Below are 18625 nucleotides of genomic sequence, written 5' to 3' on the forward strand. Positions count from 1 at the left end.
AGCCCCCGACAACGCTCAGGCCACCGGCGCTTCCCAGGGAGGGGCGTTGGACACGGCGGCCTGGATCTCGGCCGGATGGGACCGCAGCGCCCGGGCCAGCATCGTCGCCAGCGTCTTCGGCTCGTACGGCTTCCACACCACTGGCAGGCCGATCAGGTCGGGATCGGAGATGGCCTCGCCGCCATAGCCGGTGGTCAGCACCACCGGCACCTGCGGGCGATACCGCCGCACCGCACGCACCACGTCGGCGCCGCTGCGTCCGCTCGGCAGCAGGATGTCGGTCAGCACCACGTCGATCGGCGCTTCCGAGGCCAGGATCTCCAGCGCCGGCTCCATGCCGCTGGCCCGGGCGACCTTGTGGCCCATGCCGCCCAGCATGTCGGTAACGCTCTCGGCGACCGCCGCATTGTCCTCCACCACCAGCACCGAGACCGGCTCCAGCACCGGCTCCCCCCCCGGCGCGGCCGATGCCTCGGTCAGCGCCGGGTCGGTGGCGCGCGGCAGCAGCAGGATCACCGAGGTGCCTTCGTCCGGCCGCGTCTCGATGCGGGCCAGCCCGCCCGATTGCCGGGCGAAGCCGTAGACCTGCGCCAGCCCCAGCCCGGTGCCCTTGCCGGGTTCCTTGGTGGTGAAGAAAGGTTCGAAGGCGTGCTGACGCACCCCCTCCGGCATGCCGGTCCCGGTATCGGTGATGCGCAGCTCGACATAGTCTCCCGTCGGAACGCCCAGCAGCTTCGCCTCCGCCGCCGGCACCTGCCGGTTGGTCGCCGAGAGGGTCAGGCTGCCCCCTTGCGGCATGGCGTCGCGCGCGTTCACGGCGAGGTTCAGCAACGCCAGTTCCAGCGCGCCGCGGTCGGCGCGCACCGGCCAGGTTTCCTCCGGGCAGATCACCGCAATCTCGATATTTTCGCGCAAGGAATGCACAAGCAGTTCCCGCAGCTCCTGCATGTGTGTCGGCAGGGGGATCGTCACCGGCCGCAGGTCCTGCCCGCGCCCGAACGCCAGCAGCCGCCGCGTCAGCTCCGCGCCTTGCGCGCTCGCCTGCTGGATGCGCCTCAGCAGCCGCTGCTGCCGCTCGTTCAACGGCTCGCGCCCGAGCAGGTGCAGCGCGCTGATCACCACCGTCATCAGGTTGTTGAAGTCATGCGCCACGCCGCCGGTCAGCTGCCCCAGCGCCTCCAGCTTCTGGGTCTCGAACATGGTACGCTGCGCCGCTTCGCGGCCGGCCACCTCGGCTTCCACCCGGGCGGCCAGCTCGTGGTTCAGCGCATCCAGCACCTGCAGCGCTTCCTTGCGCTCGGTGGTGTCGATGCTCAGCCCGATCATCCGCCTCGGCTGCCCGGTTTCGTCGAACAGGAAGCGGCCCCGCGCGGCCAGCCAGCGCACCCCTGTGCCGGGATGGCGGATGCGGTATTCCATGGTGAAGTCGAGGACGTGACGCTCCAGGCAGGTCTGCAGCGTTGCTTCCACCAGCACCCGGTCTTCCGGCAGGATGGTGGCGAGCCAACTCTCGCGCGAGGGTATGACCTCGCCCGGCATCAACCCGTGCAGTTTCCAGTACTCGTCGGACCACATCATGTGGCCAGTGGCGATGTTCCAGTCCCAGATGCCCGCCTCGGCCGCCCGCAGCGCCAGCGACAGCCGCGCCTGTGCCTCCACCAGCCCGGCATTGGCCGTGGCCAGCGCGGTGGTGCGTTCCGTCACCCGCCGCTCCAGCCGCGCGTTCGCATCCCGCAAGGCGATGTTGGCGGCCTCCAGCTCCGCGATGACGAGCTGCATCTCCTCAAGGGTGATGTTCAGCTCCTCCTCGACAGTGAGGCTGCGGGCCTGGTCGGTCTGCAGTTCGAGCTGCACCGCCGCCGAATGCCGCAGCTGGTCGTGCAGCTGCGCCATGGCCTGCTCCATCTCCCGGCCGGTGTGGGTGTGCCTGGCCAGTTCGCGTTCCGCCCGTTCCAGATCCCTGGCGGTGCGGGCGGCTTCCTCGGCGGCGTCCTCGGCTGCGGTATGGGCCTGTTCCAGCTCGTCGCGCAGACGGGCGATCTCGGCGCGCAGCGCGATGGGGTCGTCATCCTTGGCCACGGCTTCCTCGTCTCGTGCGGCGGCGTTCTTCCTGCCATCCCAGACGCGCCAGCACCCGACACAGTTCTTTGAAGAGCGCCGTACCGGCACACAGATCTGTGGGGTCCAACCGCAGGGCGGTCGGAATCGGCGTCTCCGTCGCCGGGAGCATGTCTTCAAGGCCCTGTATCGTCGAGGGGATCCGGCATGTTCGTTCCCTCATGCCGGTCCCGGGCGGCAGGTGTCGCGCCCGGCCGATGGCGGCAGGCCGCCTGCGAGCAGCCCGGAGCGAGGAAACCGTTTAACCGTTAAAACAGATCCGGATCGCCGCGACCGGGCCGATGGGGTTCCGGACGGCACGCCATGCTGGACCGGCTGTGTCGCCGTCATGCGGTGGGGTGGTCCCGTGGCCGGGACCCCTGTTCCTCCGGCACGGCGTCACGTGCCGGTTCGGCAGGCCGGGGAGCAGACGGCGTGCCGTGCATATCCTGTTCGATGCGCAAATGCTCGCGGGCGAGTTCGAGGCTGCGGCGCAGCACGTCCAGCACCTGCTTCGCCTGTTCCGCTGCTTTCGGGTGGTCGTCCTTCTCCAGCGTGTCGACGATCATCATCTGGCGGGCAATCCGCTGCTCGCCTTCCCGCACATGGCGCACGGCCTGGGCGAGGTGCTCTTCGGCCGAATCATTCATGGGCATATCTCCTGGGCGGTGTCCGTGCCTGAGTTGGGGCGCCGGGAGCTCAGGCATCGCCGGTCTCCCCATCGGGGTCGGGGCGCAGCCAGCCATTTTCGATGAAGCCGCGCAGCACCTCCGCCTTTTCCCGGGCCTCGTCGCGCGCCGCGCGCCATCGCCAGGCCAGTTCGTCGAATCCTTTGCCGTGCCAGGTCCCGGCCATGCGCTCGCAGAGGGCCGCCCGTTCATTCAGCACCCGCAGCGCCATTTCCAGCACCCGTTCCATGGCCTGGAACTGGGCCTCGTCCATGTCGGCGGCGACGAAGCGGTGGCCGATATGGCAGGTGAAGCAGGGCAGGGCGCTATCCTGCGTCTCCGCCAGGGCTCCGCCGCAGGTCGGGCAGGTCAGCGCCAGCGGCCGTGCGAGATCATATCCTTCGTTCAAGCCGGCCTCCAGATCGGTCCAGGATTGTTCAGGGGGCAGCATCCCCGGATCCGGCGCGGGCACCGGTCCGGCCAGCCGTGCGAGCAGGCCGGGAATGTCGTCCAGCTTCAGCCGGTGGTCGATCGTGGCATGGCGCAACGCGCTCAGCGGCATGCCGGGACATTTCGCTTCGTCCGGTTCCTGCACGACGGTGATGCCGCCGCCCGCCTTGATCGCGACCAGGCCGGCCGTGCCGTCGTTCAGGCCGCCGGTGAGGACGACGCCGACGACCTGGGGGCCGTAGGCCTGGGCGGCCGAGCGGAACAGGACGTCGATGGCCGGACGGGCCCGGTTCTCGCGCGGGCCGCGCGACAGCCGCATCTGGCCTGGCGTGATCAGCAGGTGATGATCAGGCGGCGCGACATAGATGCGGCCAGGCCGGATCGGCGCGCCATCCACTGCGTGGCAGGCAGGCAGGGTGCCGGCCCGGCTGAGGATCTCGGGCAGCGCGCTGAAGCGTGGTCCGATGTGCAGGACCACGAACACGGCAGCGGGCAGGGTGGGCGGCAGGCAGGCCGCCAGGCGTTGCAGCGCTTCCACGCCGCCCGCCGAGGCACCGATCACGATGATGCCGTGTTCCCGCGTGTCGGTCATCGGCCGATCCTCCGCTCGTGCCCGGGCTCGCGCAGGACCGGGGGGGAAGGCGTGCCGGATGCGGCGGGCAGGGGCCATGCCGGCACGAGCGGCAGCCTGGCGGCCGTGCCACGAAGCTTGTACCGCTGCGGCCCGGGACGGGAGGGGCGCGTCGTCACCGTGTCTGTCCGGCCGCGTCATCCTGCCCCGCTTGCGCGCTTTCCCCCTTCGATCCTCCGGACGGCGCCGCCGGGGCGGCGTGCTGCGGCGGGACGGAAGGTGCTTTCCCGGGGGGATGCAGGCACAGCGCGCGCGTGCGGTGGATCATCGCCTCGCTCGCCATGATGGTGCGCTGGGAGACCTGCACGGCGTGCCGGGATTGCTGCACCAGGGCCTGCGTCTGCCGCAGCAGGCGCTCGATCTGGATGCGAGCCTGGATGGAACTCGGTCGCTTGTCTCCGGCCTGGTCCAAATCGGTCCACTCCGTTGCGACATTGGCATTCGCCGGGAGGGCAGGCTGGCAGTGGCGCGGCATGCCCACGCTTCCTGCGGCAACCGGGCGAGGGAGCATCGGCCAACCGGTTCCGCCACGAAAGCAGGGATTCTTTAGCACGCCGCCCGGCTGCAGTCCGGATCTTCAACTCCCTGTGTGGATCCGGCGCCGGAGGGGGGCGGCCGTTCGGGATCCATGGGCGAGGATGCAGCGGGGCGGGATATTGTCGTGATCGGGGCCTCGGCGGGCGGGGTGGAAGCGTTGCTGGCCCTCGTCGGCGGCCTGCCGGGCGGCTTTCCGGCCGCCCTGCTGGTGGTGCTGCATATCGGGTCCCGGCGGAGCCATCTGCCCGCGGTGCTCGACCGCGCGGGCCGGCTGCGCGCGGCCTGGGCGGAGGACGGCGAGAAGATCCGCCCCGGGCGCATCCGGATCGCGCCTCCCGACCGGCATCTGCTGGTGGCGGCGCGGGGCGACACCCTGAAACTGTCCCGCGGCCCGCGCGAGAACCGCACCCGCCCCGCCATCGACCCGCTGTTCCGCTCCGCCGCCCGTGCCTGTGGCCGCCGTCTCGCCGGGGTGGTGCTCTCGGGCATGCAGGGCGACGGCACGGCGGGGCTGGCCGAGATCGGGCGGCATGGCGGCCTGACGATCGTGCAGGATCCGCGCGAGGCGGCCTATCCCCAGATGCCCCGCGCGGCCCTGCGGCATGTCACGGTCGGCCATTGCCTGCCGGTCGCCGCCATCGCCGGCCTGCTGGTCCGGGTCTGCGGCCCAGGGCCCGCCACCGCCATGTTCGGCGATCCGGCTGGAATGTCTGCCACAGGCATGGAGGAAACTGCAGACATGGCAAGGGAGTACAAGCTGAAGCGGCCGGTGGCGCTCACCTGTCCCAACTGCGGAGGAGCCCTCACCCAGACGCTGGTCGACAGCCTGCCCTATTTCGAGTGCCACATCGGCCACCGCTTCGCCGCCCGGAACATGGACGAGGCACAGTTCGACCAGTTGGAGCAGGCGCTGGACGTGGCGCTGCGGGTGCTCAACGAGCGGGCCGAACTGTGCCGGGGGCTGGCCGAGGCGGCACGGGGCCGGGGCCAGGCCGTGGCGGTCCGGCACTGGGAGGCGGCGATGCGGGAATCGACGCAGCGTGCCACGGTGCTGCGCCGCTTCAACGAGCAGGGCTGGAAACGACCTTCGGATGACGGCGGGGAAGGCGATTTCGCCGTTTCCCCCGCGCGGGGCTGACCGGCCCGCCCCTTGCGGTGGCCGGCCTTGCCCCGCATCCTGTCGGAAGCATGCGTGACGGCCTGATCCGGCGTGGACGCTTCTCCTTGCCAGTCGCCGGGCGTGGTAAGCACACCCAGCCATGACCATGGGTGGACGGATGAGCGGCACCGACGGCCCGGAGCCCGACTTCAAGGACCTGATCGACTACATCCAGGAGCAGCGTGGAATCGATTTCCATGGCTACAAGCGCACCAGCCTGCGCCGGCGGATCATCCGGCGGATGGAACAGATCAACGTCGAGGACTTCGCCACCTACCACGCGCTGCTGGAGGCAAATCCGGAGGAATTCGCCGAACTCCTCAACACGGTGCTGATCAACGTCACCGCCTTCTTCCGCGATCCGGAGACCTGGGCGGTGCTGCAGCGGGAGGTGGTGCCGCGCATCGTCGAATGGCACCGTACCAGCGGCACCGGCATCCGCGTCTGGAGCGCCGGTTGCGCCAGCGGGCAGGAACCGTACAGCCTGGCCATGCTGTTCGCCGAGGCGCTGGGAGGGCCGGAGGCCTTCTGCCGGGCGGCCAAGATCTACGCCACCGACCTCGACGAGCCGTCGCTGCAGCTCGCCCGCCAGGCCACCTATACCGAAGCCGAGATGGACAGCGTGCCGCCGGATCTGCGGCAGCGCTATTTCGAGGCCAGCAACGGCCGTTCCACGCTGATCCGCGACCTGCGGCGCTGCGTCATCTTCGGCCGCCACAACATCGTCCACGACGCGCCGATCGGCCATGTCAACCTGATCGTCTGCCGCAACCTGCTCATTTACCTGGAGGCGTCCACGCAGGAAGAGGTGCTTGCGCGGCTGCACTACGCCCTGGTGGACGGCGGCTATCTGTGCCTGGGCAAGGCGGAAACCCAGCTTGCCCGCTCCCGCCTGTTCGAGCCGCTGGACCTGCGCCACCGCATCTTCCGCAAGACCGGCAGCCCGGAACGCCACCGCTCCATCGGCGGCAGCATCTCCCTGCTGCGCGGCGCCGGGATCGAGCGTGTCGCCGTGCCGCCGGCGCGGCTGCAGAGCGCCATCGTCGACGGCTCGGCCATCGCCTATCTCGCCGTGGACATGGAGGGGCAACTGGCCTTCGCCAATCCGGCGGCGCGGCGGCTGCTGGAACTGGGGGAGGCGGATATCGGCCGCCCGTTCCAGGACCTGTCTATTTCCTACCGCCCCACCGAACTGCGCAGCCGCATCGAGGAGGCGCAGCAGAAAGGCCGCATGGTGCGGCTGGAGAACCTGGAGTTCCATCGCGCCGGCGCCGACCCGCTGCGGCTGACCATCGAGGTGACGCCGCTGTTCGGCCAGGACGGGCAGCAATTCGTGACCTTGCTCGGCTTCACCGACACGACCCACGCCTTCATGCTCGCCCAGGAGTTGCAGGGCGTGCAGGAGGGGCTGGAGACCCATATCGAGGAACTGCAATCCGCCAACGAGGAGCTGGAGACCACCAACGAGGAGCTGCAGAGCACCCGCGAGGAGCTGGAGACCACCAACGAGGAGCTGCAGAGCACCAACGAGGAACTGGAGACCACCAACGAGGAACTGCGCTCCACCAACGAGGAGCTGGAGGTCGCCAACGCCGAGCTGCGGCGCCAGTCCGAGGAGGCGGCCGATTTCCGCCGCTACACCGATGCGATCCTGCGCAGCATGGGGGCGGGCATCGTGGTGCTCGACCGCGACCTGCGGGTGCGGTCCTGGAACCGTTGGAGCGAAAATACCTGGGGGCTGCGCGCCGAAGAGGTGATCGGCCATGATTTCCTGCCGCTCGACATCGGCCTGCCGGTGCAGCGGCTGCACCAGGACCTGCACCGCGTGCTGCTGAGCGAGGAGCCGCAGACCCTGCGCGAGCTGCGCGCCACCGACCGCCGCGGCCGGCCGATCCATGTCCGCGTGCGTATCCTGCCGCTGCTGCGCGAGGAACGCGCGCCTGAAGGCGTGGTGCTGGTCATGGAGGACGTGACCGAGGCGATGCGCAACGAGGACTACATCCGCCATCTCGGCCGCATCATCGGCCAGTCGCTCAACGAGGTGTATTTCCTCGACCCGAAGACGCTGCGCTTCACCCTGGTCAATCACGGCGCCGAGGAGAAGCTCGGCTACTCCCTGATGCAACTGCGCCAGACCGCGATCACCGACCTGATGCCGGGCATCGCGCCGGAGCGGATGCACCACCTGATCGCGCCGCTGCTCAGCGGCGAGCGGCGTGACGTGGTGTTCGAGGCGGTGCTGCGCTCCAGCGGCGGCCGGGACTACCCGGTGGAGGTGTGCCTGCAGCATTTCCGTGACGAGCAGCCGCCTTTCGTGCTGGCCATCGTGCACGACATCTCCGAGCGCCAGCGCCTCGCCGGCGTTGGGTGACGGCTGGGAGCATGTAGGGCGGATGCAATCCGCCAACGCAAGCCGACCACCTTGCGGGCGGTGGTGATGGCGGATGGCGTTGCGCTGATCTGCCCTGCACGTCCTATCGGATCGCGAACACGACTGGCAGCTCGACCGCGATGCCGCCGGCGGGCGGGGGCGGGAACGGTGCCGCCCGCCGGACGGTGCCGAGCGCGCCTTCGTCCAGTCCCGGTGCCGCGGCATGCCCCGCCACGGCGAGCGCGGCGTCGTCGAGCGTGCCGTCGGCGCGGATGCGGAACCGCACGATCACGCTGCCGCCGAGCCGCAGCCGCCTGGCGTCCTCGGGATAGAGCAGGTGGGCCTGCAGCCGTCGCCGCACCGCCGCGAGATAGGCGCCGAGATCGGCCGCGGAGGTGGCCCCCTGCGGGCCGGGGCCCGTGGCGGTGGCGGGGGGTGCGGCTTCGCCGGCACCGGCGCCGGTGCCGGTGGGGCCTGCTCCGCCTACGGGCGGCGCGGCGGGGGCCGTGGCGGCCGGCTGGCGTGGTCCGCTGCGCAAGGCGGCGGGGCGGGGCGGTGGCAGCGGCCGCGGTGGGGGGCGGGGATGCGTGACCGGCGCGGGCGGGGGCGGTGGCACCGGCACAGGCGGTGGCACCGGCTCTGGCGCCGGTGCTGGTGGAGGCTCTGGGGGAGGTTCGGGCTCCGCGACCGCTGCCGCCAGCGGCGCGGCGCTGGCCGGGGCAATCGGGGCGTCGACGGGTGCCGCCGCCGCCTCGTTATCATCGCCCCCCGCCGCGTCCTGGCCAAGGGTGAGCAGCTCGACCTCGACCAGGGGCATGGGCGCGGGCGGTGGGGGGGATCTCAGCCCCAGCAGCAGGCCGATCGCGACGAGGTGGCCGAGCAGGGAGCGGAGGATCGCTCCCGGCGCCGGCACCACGGTCAGAACGTCACCCGTCCCTTCACGTAGTAGGTGCGCCCGGATTCCAGCCAGCTATCAGTCAGCGAGTAGTTCAGGTCGAAGATGTTGCGCACGCCGGCCCCCAGCTCCACGTTGCGCGTGACCTGCCAGTTGGCCTGGAAATTGGCCAGCACATAGGCGCCGGTCTTGAAATACGTGGTGCCGGCATTGCTGATCGCCCAGCGCGCCGTCGTGGCTTCCAGGTTGGGGGTGAGGCCCAGCCCCGGCAGCGGTTCCCAGGTGACGTAGCCGAACACCTTGTGCATCGGCACGTCGGTGAGGTGGAAGTCGGGGCTCACCGGATTGCTGAGCTGGCGCTGGATCAGCGTGTAGTTGCCGCCGACCTCCAGCCAGGAGACGGGGCGGCTCGCCGCGCCGAGCTCGAAGCCGTAGAAATCGCCCGAGCCGACATTCTGGCTCTGCGTCAGGCTCTGGCCCTGGTAGAGGATCGGCACCGTCTCGATCACGTCCTTCACGTGGCTGTAGAAGACGGTGGCGTCGATGCGGGTGGTGCCGGCCACCTGCTGGGTGATGCCGATCTCGCTGTTGATGGCGCGCTCGGGCTTCAGGCCGGGGTTGGAGGTGGCGCCGCCGAAGCGCGAGCTGAAGCGCTCGAACAGGGTGGGGAAGCGGGTGCGCGAGGAGACGCTGGCGTGGGCCTTGCCCGTCTCCGAATAGCGCCAGATCACCGCCCCCTGCCAGTTGACGGCGTCGGTGCCGGTGAGCGGGTAGTTGACGATGCTGCGGGTGGTGGTGTCCCAGTCGCGCGCCTGGTCGAGGTCGCGCCAGTCATAGCTGATGCCGCCCACCACATCGACCGTGTCGGTGGCGTGGAAGGTGTTCTCCAGTGCGACCGACCAGGTGTCCTCGATCGAGGTCTGGCGCGGCTCGGTATAGGGGCGCGGCGTGTACAGGTCCTGCCATTCGCTGTGCACGTCGCGGCGGAAGAAGAAGGCTGCCTTCAGCGTGTTCATCGGCAGCTTGTCGGTGTCCATCTCCAGCGAGGTGCCGTAGGCCTTGTCGTCGTAGAACGAGCGGAACGCCTTCGACGTGGTCTGCGTGGTGTAGCTGGCGTCGTCGTAGGAATAGAGCCCGTTGCTGAAGGTGTTGTAGTAAGCTTTCAGCTTGAGCGCGGTGGCGTCGCCGATCTGGGTTTTCGACAGCCAGTACAGGCTCTGCACGTCCCAGTACGGCCAGTCCCAGTAGCGCAGCATCGAGCCGGTGGCGTTCGGCGCGAGCGGCGCTTCCTTCGACCCGGATTGCCGGGTGAAGTTCAGCGAGTATTCGTCGGTGGCGTTCGGCGTCACCCCGACCTTGGCGTTGACGCGCCAGTCGCCGCGACCGGAGTGGTCACGGTTGCCGCCGTTCTCGTAGCGGCCCGGCTGGAAATCGTCGGAGAGGCGGAAATGCGACTGGGTGAGCCCGGTCGCGCTGAGCTGCAGGTAGTATTTTTCCTGCCGCGAGCCGACCATGCCGTAGCCGTCATAGCCGGTCAGCGAGGCGTTGTTGTCGAAGCCGAGCCCGCTGCGGAACTCGGCCTCGAACGGCTTCGTGGGCGTGCGGGTCACCAGGTTGATGGCGCCGCCCATGCCGCCGGGGCCATCGATCACCGAGACATAGCCCTTGGCGACCTGGATCTCGGAGACGTCGGGGGTCAGGAAGCGGTTGAAGTCCAGCCGCGCGTCGGCGGGCAGGTAGACGCGCACGCCGTCGATCGACAGCGGCACCTGGTTGCGGTCGAAGCCGCGCACCGTGATCAGCCCCTCGCTGCGCGGCCCGCCGGTGGTCGAGGACACCACGCCGGGGATCAGGTTCACCGCATCGGTCAGGGTATTGCGGTTGAACTTCCACATCTCTTCCTGCGGCAGCGTGCTGCCCCCCACCGGGCTCGGGTCGACGCCCTGCGCGGTGACGTTGATCTGGCCGAGGCGGAACACTTCCGATGGCTCCTCGGCGAGCGCCGGGCGCGGTCCGGCGAGCAGGGGGGCTGCCAATAGCGGGGCGGCGAGCAGGGCCAGGGGGGATGTCGTTGTATCGGATCGCATACGGCGCATGGCATGGTCCTGGCTTGCCGGAAGCCGGATCGGCTTTCGGGTCGGTCGGGTCGGGAAGGGGGAAAGGAGGGCGGGCGGATCAGGCGGCGCGGGCCACCCGTCCGCCCCACCCGGTCAGGGGGCGGCGGGCCGCGCCGCCAGCACGCGCGCGACCAGCGCGGCGGCCTCGTCCAGGCTGCGCGCGCGTGCCGCGTCCCAGCCTTGCTCGATGTCGGTCTCGACCACCTTGCCGTCATGCGCCGAGCCGCGCTGGCGGAAGGCCAGCAGCGTGGTGGCGTCCACGGCTTCCGTGGCACTCACCGGCACCGCGGTCAGGCGCGCGCGGGCCTCGGCCAGCGTGGCGGCGAGGCCGACATCCGGCGCCCGTGCCAGCGCGGCCTCGGCGCGGTGCAGGTCGGCCCACAGCGCCACCAGCCGCGCATGCGGCCGGGCGATCATGTGCTCGAACAGCGCCGTGACCAGCCCGGCGCGGGCGATGCCGAGGCCCGGGCGATAGGCGAAGCGCGCGGCCTCCGGGCGGGCGAAGGGATTTACCGTGCCGTCCGGTGCGGCCGCATAGGCGTCCGGCCGCACCGGATAGCGCAGCGCCTCGGGCCGGAACAGCAGCGCCTGGCCCTGCGGCCCCAGCAGGAAATCGACGAAGATCCGCGCCGCCTCGGGATGCGGTGCCTTCGCGGTGATGGCCAGGTGGGCCGGCAGGAAGGCGGTCTCTGCCGGATAGGTCAGCGTCACCGCGCTGCCCCGGGCGATCGCGCTGCGTACCGGCATGTCGATGGTCAGCCCGGCCGCCGCGCCCTCGGCCACCGTGTGCGCGACCAGCGGCCCGACCGGTTCCAGCCGCGCATTGCCGGCGATCTCGCTGATCAGCGCCCAGCCATGCTCCCAGCCCTCGGCCTGCAGGATGATGTCGTACATGGCCGGGGAGAAGCCGACATGCCCGGCATCCGGCAGCACTACCTGTCCGGCCCAGCGGGCATCGGCGAGGTCACGCCAGTCGCGCGGCACCGGCAGCCCGAGCCGGGCGAGCGTCGCCGGATTGGCGACGATGCCGTAGCCGGCCACCTCGAATGCCTCGAACATGCCGTCGGGCGGGGAGATGCGCTGGGCGCCGATCTGGCCGGGCAGGACGGCGCGGTCGACCCCGAGCGGATGGAAGACCCCGGCCCCGTGCAGCGCATGGAAGGTGGCGAGGGAGGGTGCCCAGTAGACGTCGATGCCGCCCTGGTCGGGACTGCGCAGGATCTCCGCCGCTTCGCGCGAGGACTTCCCGACGATCTGCACGGCGATGTCCGGATGCGCCCGGATGAACGCGGCTTCGAACAGGCTCACCAGCGGATCCGGGTAGGCCGTCATGACGACGACCCGATTTCCGGTGGCGCGTGCAGGCACGGCCGCACCCAGCAAGGCCGCTCCCATCGCGGCGAGCATGACGCGTCTGCCCAGTGTCATCCTGGTCCCTCGTGCAAGCGTTATATATTTTCGGAATATAACGGTATCGTCATGGTGTCAAACCGCTCCGTGGCAACGGGAATCTCGCAGGAGTGATGCCGCCGCCGCGTTGCGCGGTCGAACCCGCTCCTCCTCGGGACGCAGCCGATGGCAGGCAAGAAAGGGAGGAAACAATGACCCGGCAATGGGCGGCAGGGCCGCGACGCATGGCGGCGGGGGTGGCGATCGCGCTGCTGGGGCTGGCCGCACCTGCGCCGGTCGGCGCGCAAGGCAGCGGTGGCGCCGGTGGTCCGGGCGCGTTGCCGGGTGGCCCCGGCGCAAGCCGGCCGGCGGAGGAGACGCGGCCGGCCGCGCCATCGCCCTTTGCCCAGACGCGGTTGCTCGGCGACCTGGGCGGCCTGCGCACCCGCCTGCTGGACCGGGGCGTCGATCTTCGGCTCGGCTATATCGGCGAATTCGGCGGCAACGTCACCGGCGAGCGCACCGGCGCGGGCTATGCCGGGCAGATCGCCTTCAGCGCCGACATCGACTGGGGGAAGCTCGCCGATGTCACGGGCTTCAGCACGCATTTCGCCATCGTCAACCGCCAGGGCAACAACCTCAGCCGCTTCGCCATGCGCGACAATTACATGCAGTCGGCCGAGATCTATGGCGCCGGCTTCAACATGGGGCTGCATCTCGTCGCGTTCTACGCCCGGCAGAAGCTGCTCGATGACCGGATCGATGTGGCGGTCGGGCGCATGCCGGTCGCCCTGGATTTCGCGGCCTCACCGTTCGGCTGCTTTCCGATCGGGCTGCAGGGATGCGGCAATCCGCGGGCCCTGAGCAACAACGCGCAGTTCACTTCCTGGCCGCAATCGACCTGGGGCGGGCGCGTGCGCGTGACGTCCTCCGCCGAGACCTATGTCCAGCTCGGTGCCTACGAATCGAAGCCGTTTCCCGGCGGCGGCCGCACCGGCTGGTCCTGGGACACCGGCACCGCCACCGGGGTGATCGTCCCCGTGGAATTCGCCTGGGAGCCGGCGTTCGGCGCGGAGAAGCTGCCCGGCCACTACAAGGTCGGCTTCGCCTATGACAGCTCCGACTTCGACAGCCTCTACCGCAATGCCTCGGGAGGCCCGCTGCTGCTGGCAGGGCAGACGCCGGCGGTGACCAGTGGGCGGCGGCAGTTCTGGGTGGTCGCTGACCAGATGCTGCTGCGCCACGGCCCCGGACCGGACACCGGGCTGACGCTGGTGGGGCATTACGGCAACAGCACCGGCGGCAACTCGATCACCTGGCGGACGGCGTGGGGCGGGCTGTACGACAAGGGATTCTGGCGGTCACGGCCGAACGACGCGGTGATGCTGACCGTTGGCTGGTGGGGGGTCAGCCACCAGCTCGGCGACCTGCAACTGCAGCAGCAGGCGCTCGGCCTGCCTCTGGCCAATGGGGCTGCGCATCCGCAGCACAATGAATACGCGATCGAACTGGACTACATCATGCCGGTTCATCCCGGCGTGACCATTGAACCGGCGGTGCAGTACTTCATTCACCCCAATGCCGACGCCCGGCTGAAGAATGCCTTCGTCTTCGCCGGTCGGTTGACCATCGATTTCTGATGCAGGGCGCGGCGCGCCGGCTCAGAAGGCGAGCCAGGCGAAGGCGAACACGGTGTTGTTGTCGGCGGCCTTGCGCCCGGAGCCGTCGTAGTTGCGGGTGCCGCCGTTGAAGTGCGTATAGAGCGTGTACTGCACCCCCAGCTTCATGTTGACCCAGGGCGCGCCCCAGGAATCGGCCTTGCCGAACGGCACCCAGTCGGCTTCGAGGATGAAGGCGTTGCTGTTCGGCTTGCCGTTGGCGCTGCCGCTGACCGGGGCCGGCGCATAGAGGGCGGGATTGGCCTTGCCCCAGATGGTCTGCCATCCCACGGTGAGCCCGTAGGTGTTGCGGTAGTAGTAGGTCAGGTTGGCGTTGACCTGCGAAAGGGTGTTGTGCGGCTGGCTGGACGTGCCCGCTGCCGTGGCGCCCGCGAGGTCCTGGCTTTCGCCGATGAAGATGCCATAGGCGGAGACGATGTGCTCGCCGGTGCCGATGAACTGGTAGCCGGCATCCAGGGCCCAGTCGGTGTAGCTGTCGTGCCCCGCTGAGCCGTCCGTGCTGTAGCTGCCTGTGGTCGGGTTGAAGCTGGCGTGCAGCAGCATCCCGCCGATATGCGCGGCCTGGCCGTTCCAGTCCCACTCATAGGCCAGCCGCGCGTAGGGGGCGAGGTTGACCGTGCTGCCGGGGCCGTAGGTCGTCCCGGTCGCGCGCAGCAGGCTTGGGCCGTACGTGCCGTAGCCGCCGAACTCGGCGTAAAGATGCTCGCCGTACCAGCCATAGGCGGTGACGCCGACCGCGTTGCCGATCATGTTGCCGCCGCCGAGCAGGGTCTTCGCCGCCGGCGTCGGCGCCAGTGACGAGGAGAAGAACGGGTAGCCCCAGGCGATGGAATTGTAGGGGTCCTGCACGGTCGGGCCATTGTTGACCGTGGTGCCGACGCGCAGGTCGGTGTCGCCGAGGCTGATCACCGTGGTGAATGGCCGGATATCGGTGTTGTCGAGGGCGAGGCTTCTGGCGATGCCGTCATAGGTGCCCTGGACGAAGGCGCCGGACCAGTCGGTGATCCGCCCCGCGTAGAACAGGCTGATCTGGTCGAGCACGGCATTGTTGTTGCGGCCGGTGCGTGGCTCGGGCGGCTCCGGCTGGGCGCGCCCTGTATGGGTGAAGGAGGTCTGCAGCATGGCGGCCAGCGGCAGCCGGGACCCCGGTCCCGTGCCGCCGGCCATCGTGTAGCCGCCGATCTTGAACGCGCGCCCGAACGGGGTCAGTTGCGGGCCGAAGGCGCCGACATGGCAGGTGGCGCAGGGTTGTCCGGTCTGCTGGGCAAAGCTCGGCACCGCGCGCGCCGTTCCCGGACGCAGCAGCGCCGAACAGGCGAGCAGCACGAGGGGCACGCAGCCTGCGCAGGCGGGCATGGCATGGGGGGAGCGGGGAGAAATGTGCGGGGCGGACTCATGAGTTCCCCCGGTGGGCATCGGGTCCATGGGTCTCTCCGTCATCAGCCCGGACGGGCGGAAGCGGTGCGATCGGAACGCGCGGGGGGCACGTTCCGTCGACGCCGCGACGGCAGCAACGCAAAATCCCGTTATGGAAACTGGGCTTTTTGCGATGCCGTCGCTCGATCTGCGCGCCGGGCGCGGCCCTGCCGGCGGCCCTATCTCGCCGTGGCGGCCCCGTCCGCCGACGCCCGCTCCTGGCAGCGTGGCAGCAGCAGCTCGATCGTGGTGCCTTCTCCGGGCATGGTCTCCGCCCGGACATGGCCGCCCGATTGCCGGACGAAGTCGAACACCACGCCAAGCCCGCCGTCGCGGTCGGGGGGCCGGGTCCCGCCACATGGTGCGAGGGCCTGCGCCATGACCGTGCCGCCCATGCCCCTCCCGGTGTCGGTGACGGCGATGGCGACGTAGTCTCCCGTGGGGGGCTGGCACTCGGGCGGGGATGCCGCGGGCTCGCGGACCGAAATGTTGTCGGCGGTCAGCAGCAGGGTGCCGCCCGTCGGCATCGCCGCGCGGGCATTGGCGGCGAGATGGCGCAGGCAGGTTTCCAGCTTCGCCCGGTCGGCGCTGATCGGCCAGAGGTCGGGGGCGATCTCGGTGACCAGCCGGATATGCTCTCCAAGCGCCCCCCTGAGCCGCTGTCCGGTCGATGCCAGTACCGTGGCGGTGGTCGGCCGCTCTCCGCGCTGCGGCGGGGCGGAGCCGGCCTGCAGGCGCTGCACCAGCCCGGCCCCGAGCAGGGCCGCCTCGCGGGCCTGGGTCAGCACCTCGCGCCGCACGGCGTCGGGCTGGTTGTCAAGTTCCAGCAGCTCCAGGCAGGTGATGATCACCGAGAGGATGTTGTTGAACTCGTGCGCCACGGCGCGGGCCATGGCGCCGGGTGCCTCCGTCGCGGGCGGCCGGGCCGGTTCCCCGGCCCGCTGCTGTTCCCCGCTCTCCGCGATTCTGCCGCAGAGTTGCGTTTGTACGTCTTCGGCGATGACGCGCGCAGGGTCAGGTTCGTCTTGGTGCCATCGCGGATTCACGTTCGCCCCGCTTGGTCATGGCGTCGTGATGAAGAATAGGCGCATCGGCAACCGATGCGGCGCGGCGATGCTTCATCTCCATGCCGGGTTTGCTCAGGTTGCACCCGGAGGAAAGCATCTACAACGCCGACATGTTCACGTTGATGTACGTTCGATTGAGTATTTTTGCTTTTTTAATTATTGAATACGGTGAAATTGGCTGGTCTGTCATGGCTGGCCGCGCGGCCTTGACGCGCCGCCCGTCGTGGCCTGGCGGCCAAGGCTGGCGCCGGCCTGGGCCGGCGCAGCGGCGATGTCAGCGGCGAGGGAGACGATCTGGGGGTCTCAGCGCAGCGAGCGGTCGGGGGCCTCGGCGACCTCGTCGTAGCGCACGTGGCGGGTGCCCTGCTGGGCGGGGGTGTTGGCCACCATCATGCCGCGGTCGGGGCGGTCGTAGATGAAGCCGTAGGTGGCGTAGATCGCGCCGAAATTGCCGGAGGACTGGCCGAGTTCCACCCGCACCGCCGACCAGTCGTTGCGGCCGGAGACGTCGATCACCTGCACGCCACGGGTGATGTTGCCCTTGCCCGACCAGGTCCAGTTGGCGTGGTCGATCTCGATCTGGCGGTTGTTCACCACCCGGCGGACCACCGCGACATGGCCGAGCCGCATGTTGCTGTTGGCGCGGAAGTTCAGGACGGCGCCGGGCTCGGGGCGGTGGCCGCGTTCATAGACGCCGGCCGCCTGGTCCCACCAGGTCACGGCATTGCCGGTGATCGCGATGCCGGAGACGGCGCGGGCATAGGGCACGCACTGCAGCGCGGTGACGCCGCCGATGGAGGCGGGGCCCGCGACGTAGCGGACCTTGGCGGTCTTGGTCAGCTTGGAGCCGGCGTTGCGGCGGGGCGCGGGGGCAGCGGCGGCCTGGCGGATGAACTTCGCCCGGTGCAGGTTCTGGGCGTTGGTGGCGGTGCTGCGGGCCGGCACGACGCGGGCGCTGCCCCGGTTGGCCGCGGTGGACTCATGCGCCTTCTGCGCCGGGCGCGCGGTGGCGGGCTGGCTGAGCAGGACAAGCGAAGCGGCGAGGGCGGTACTCAGCAACAACTGTCGACCGAACCCGAACCGGGTACGGGGGAGTGTGTCTGGCGCGTGCCGCATGCTGCAAATCCTCCTGAACCCTGACTGACGAGCATGGCGGTAACGCGATGTTTCTAACTTTGACAACCGGCTAGCGGCAGTCGTGAACGTCACATGTGCAGATTGCCGAAACCCCCCTGTGGATAAGTTTCGAAATAAGGAATATTCTCCTAATAACAAGCATTTGAAGTCGCTGTTGCAAAAGAGTTGCTTGCGTGTGGCTGTTTGGCAACTGCAGGTGCCACACGCAAGCGGATCGATACGATTAAAGACTATTTACAGGCTGTCACCATGATCTCCACCAGATACCGCGGATCGGCCATTTCGGCCTGTACGCAGGCCCGCGCCGGTGCGCCGTCCCGGGGCAGCCAGGCCGACCAGACCTCGTTCATCACCTGCCGGTCGCCGATGTTCTTCAGCCAGATCTGGGCCTGCAGCAGCCGGGTCTTGTCGGTGCCGTGCGTCTCCAGCAGTTCGTCGATCTGCGCCAGCACTTCCTCGGTCTGGCCGCGGACGTCTTTCTCAAGGTCGCGGGCGACGCAGCCCTGCAGGAAGACGAAGCCGTGATACTCGACGGCCTTCGCCAGGATCGCGTTCGGCTCGGTGCGGATGATCTTGCTCATGGGGCCTCCCCTGGTTGCGGTGAGCGCGGCTTGGTAGGCCGCGCTCGCGCGCCCGGCAAGCAGGCCGGGGGCAGGGCACCCTGGGGGCGGGATCAGGCGGGGGCAGTATCCCAGCCTGGTATATTGGCTGGCGTATTGGGCGGTCGTGTCGGGGCTGCCAGCGTCTGCATTTCTTCTGACAAGTGAAATTGTAATTATATATTTATTTTTCTTCAAATATTCTGTGGCGCCATCAGAGACCATCCGGTGGGGTCTCTGGTGTATTTTGCCAAATAAACCAATCGAAATTGATAAAAATATTAAATATATATAGTGAAATACTCAAATTATAGTTGTAATTAAAGGAGATTAAAGCTAACCCCGCGCCAGTTTGCGTGGCGGGAGCACAACGCACTGCGTCCTGCAAGTGATTGCCTGTTCAACCACAGCGA

General features: G+C 69.2%; 14 protein-coding genes. 3 read left to right on the forward strand and 11 right to left on the reverse strand.

Annotated features, from left to right (window positions below):
• Positions 1-15 precede the first annotated feature (15 nt).
• From NBY65_RS22430 to NBY65_RS22445, 4 genes are all read right to left on the reverse strand, one after another.
• Positions 16-2079: a hybrid sensor histidine kinase/response regulator gene (locus NBY65_RS22430; protein WP_150041605.1), complete on the reverse strand. Its 2064-nt coding sequence runs from the start codon at positions 2077-2079 to the stop codon at positions 16-18.
• 365 nt (positions 2080-2444) lie between these two features.
• Positions 2445-2747 carry a hypothetical protein gene (locus NBY65_RS22435; protein ID WP_150041604.1) on the reverse strand — a complete coding sequence of 101 codons (303 nt, stop codon included), beginning with the start codon at positions 2745-2747 and terminating at the stop codon, positions 2445-2447.
• A 49-nt stretch (positions 2748-2796) separates the two neighbouring features.
• Complete coding sequence (locus NBY65_RS22440) at positions 2797-3807, reverse strand: chemotaxis protein CheB (protein WP_150041603.1); 1011 nt, start codon at positions 3805-3807, stop codon at positions 2797-2799.
• A gap of 154 nt (positions 3808-3961) precedes the next feature.
• Positions 3962-4321: a hypothetical protein gene (locus NBY65_RS22445; protein WP_150041602.1), complete on the reverse strand. Its 360-nt coding sequence runs from the start codon at positions 4319-4321 to the stop codon at positions 3962-3964.
• A 186-nt stretch (positions 4322-4507) separates the two neighbouring features.
• Between NBY65_RS22445 and NBY65_RS22450 the strand changes: the two genes are divergently transcribed.
• The gene (locus NBY65_RS22450) at positions 4508-5521 is read left to right on the forward strand and encodes a chemotaxis protein CheB (RefSeq protein ID WP_239002837.1); all 1014 of its coding nucleotides are present in this window, start codon (positions 4508-4510) and stop codon (positions 5519-5521) included.
• Positions 5522-5642: 121 nt separating this feature from the next.
• Positions 5643-7913, forward strand: coding sequence for a CheR family methyltransferase (locus NBY65_RS22455; protein WP_239002836.1), 2271 nt, complete (start codon positions 5643-5645; stop codon positions 7911-7913).
• 103 nt (positions 7914-8016) lie between these two features.
• Here NBY65_RS22455 and NBY65_RS22460 read toward each other — a convergent pair whose 3' ends face one another.
• From NBY65_RS22460 to NBY65_RS22470, 3 genes are all read right to left on the reverse strand, one after another.
• Positions 8017-8829 carry a TonB family protein gene (locus NBY65_RS22460; RefSeq protein WP_150041600.1) on the reverse strand — a complete coding sequence of 271 codons (813 nt, stop codon included), beginning with the start codon at positions 8827-8829 and terminating at the stop codon, positions 8017-8019.
• Positions 8830-8831: 2 nt separating this feature from the next.
• Positions 8832-10904, reverse strand: a complete 2073-nt coding sequence (locus NBY65_RS22465) for a TonB-dependent receptor plug domain-containing protein (protein WP_203330522.1) — start codon at positions 10902-10904, stop codon at positions 8832-8834.
• A 114-nt stretch (positions 10905-11018) separates the two neighbouring features.
• Positions 11019-12353 carry an ABC transporter substrate-binding protein gene (locus NBY65_RS22470; protein ID WP_150041599.1) on the reverse strand — a complete coding sequence of 445 codons (1335 nt, stop codon included), beginning with the start codon at positions 12351-12353 and terminating at the stop codon, positions 11019-11021.
• Positions 12354-12526: 173 nt separating this feature from the next.
• Here NBY65_RS22470 and NBY65_RS22475 point away from each other — a divergent pair, with 173 nt between their 5' ends.
• The gene (locus tag NBY65_RS22475; protein ID WP_162530606.1) at positions 12527-13954 is read left to right on the forward strand and encodes a carbohydrate porin; all 1428 of its coding nucleotides are present in this window, start codon (positions 12527-12529) and stop codon (positions 13952-13954) included.
• 21 nt (positions 13955-13975) lie between these two features.
• Here NBY65_RS22475 and NBY65_RS22480 read toward each other — a convergent pair whose 3' ends face one another.
• From NBY65_RS22480 to NBY65_RS22495, 4 genes are all read right to left on the reverse strand, one after another.
• Positions 13976-15328: a cytochrome C gene (locus NBY65_RS22480; RefSeq protein WP_150041597.1), complete on the reverse strand. Its 1353-nt coding sequence runs from the start codon at positions 15326-15328 to the stop codon at positions 13976-13978.
• Between the two features lie 260 nt (positions 15329-15588).
• A complete protein-coding gene (locus NBY65_RS22485) occupies positions 15589-16302 on the reverse strand; it encodes an ATP-binding protein (protein ID WP_150041596.1) in 714 nt (237 codons plus the stop codon).
• A 477-nt stretch (positions 16303-16779) separates the two neighbouring features.
• Positions 16780-17592: a CHAP domain-containing protein gene (locus NBY65_RS22490; RefSeq protein ID WP_150041595.1), complete on the reverse strand. Its 813-nt coding sequence runs from the start codon at positions 17590-17592 to the stop codon at positions 16780-16782.
• 251 nt (positions 17593-17843) lie between these two features.
• Positions 17844-18194 carry a RidA family protein gene (locus tag NBY65_RS22495; RefSeq protein WP_150041594.1) on the reverse strand — a complete coding sequence of 117 codons (351 nt, stop codon included), beginning with the start codon at positions 18192-18194 and terminating at the stop codon, positions 17844-17846.
• Positions 18195-18625 lie beyond the last annotated feature (431 nt).

Origin of the sequence: Rhodovastum atsumiense, assembly GCF_937425535.1 — a bacterium.
GTDB classification, from domain to species: domain Bacteria; phylum Pseudomonadota; class Alphaproteobacteria; order Acetobacterales; family Acetobacteraceae; genus Rhodovastum; species Rhodovastum atsumiense.

Excerpts from the sequence above, each read along its gene's own strand:
- NBY65_RS22435 (WP_150041604.1), bottom strand. The coding sequence starts at position 2,747 with ATGAATGATTCGGCCGAAGAGCACCTCGCCCAGGCCGTGCGCCATGTG.
- NBY65_RS22440 (WP_150041603.1), bottom strand. The coding sequence starts at position 3,807 with ATGACCGACACGCGGGAACACGGCATCATCGTGATCGGTGCCTCGGCG.
- NBY65_RS22445 (WP_150041602.1), bottom strand. The coding sequence starts at position 4,321 with ATGCCGCGCCACTGCCAGCCTGCCCTCCCGGCGAATGCCAATGTCGCA.
- NBY65_RS22455 (WP_239002836.1), top strand. The coding sequence starts at position 5,643 with ATGACCATGGGTGGACGGATGAGCGGCACCGACGGCCCGGAGCCCGAC.
- NBY65_RS22465 (WP_203330522.1), bottom strand. The coding sequence starts at position 10,904 with ATGCGCCGTATGCGATCCGATACAACGACATCCCCCCTGGCCCTGCTC.
- NBY65_RS22470 (WP_150041599.1), bottom strand. The coding sequence starts at position 12,353 with ATGACACTGGGCAGACGCGTCATGCTCGCCGCGATGGGAGCGGCCTTG.
- NBY65_RS22475 (WP_162530606.1), top strand. The coding sequence starts at position 12,527 with ATGACCCGGCAATGGGCGGCAGGGCCGCGACGCATGGCGGCGGGGGTG.
- NBY65_RS22485 (WP_150041596.1), bottom strand. The coding sequence starts at position 16,302 with ATGGCCCGCGCCGTGGCGCACGAGTTCAACAACATCCTCTCGGTGATC.
- NBY65_RS22490 (WP_150041595.1), bottom strand. The coding sequence starts at position 17,592 with ATGCGGCACGCGCCAGACACACTCCCCCGTACCCGGTTCGGGTTCGGT.
- NBY65_RS22495 (WP_150041594.1), bottom strand. The coding sequence starts at position 18,194 with ATGAGCAAGATCATCCGCACCGAGCCGAACGCGATCCTGGCGAAGGCC.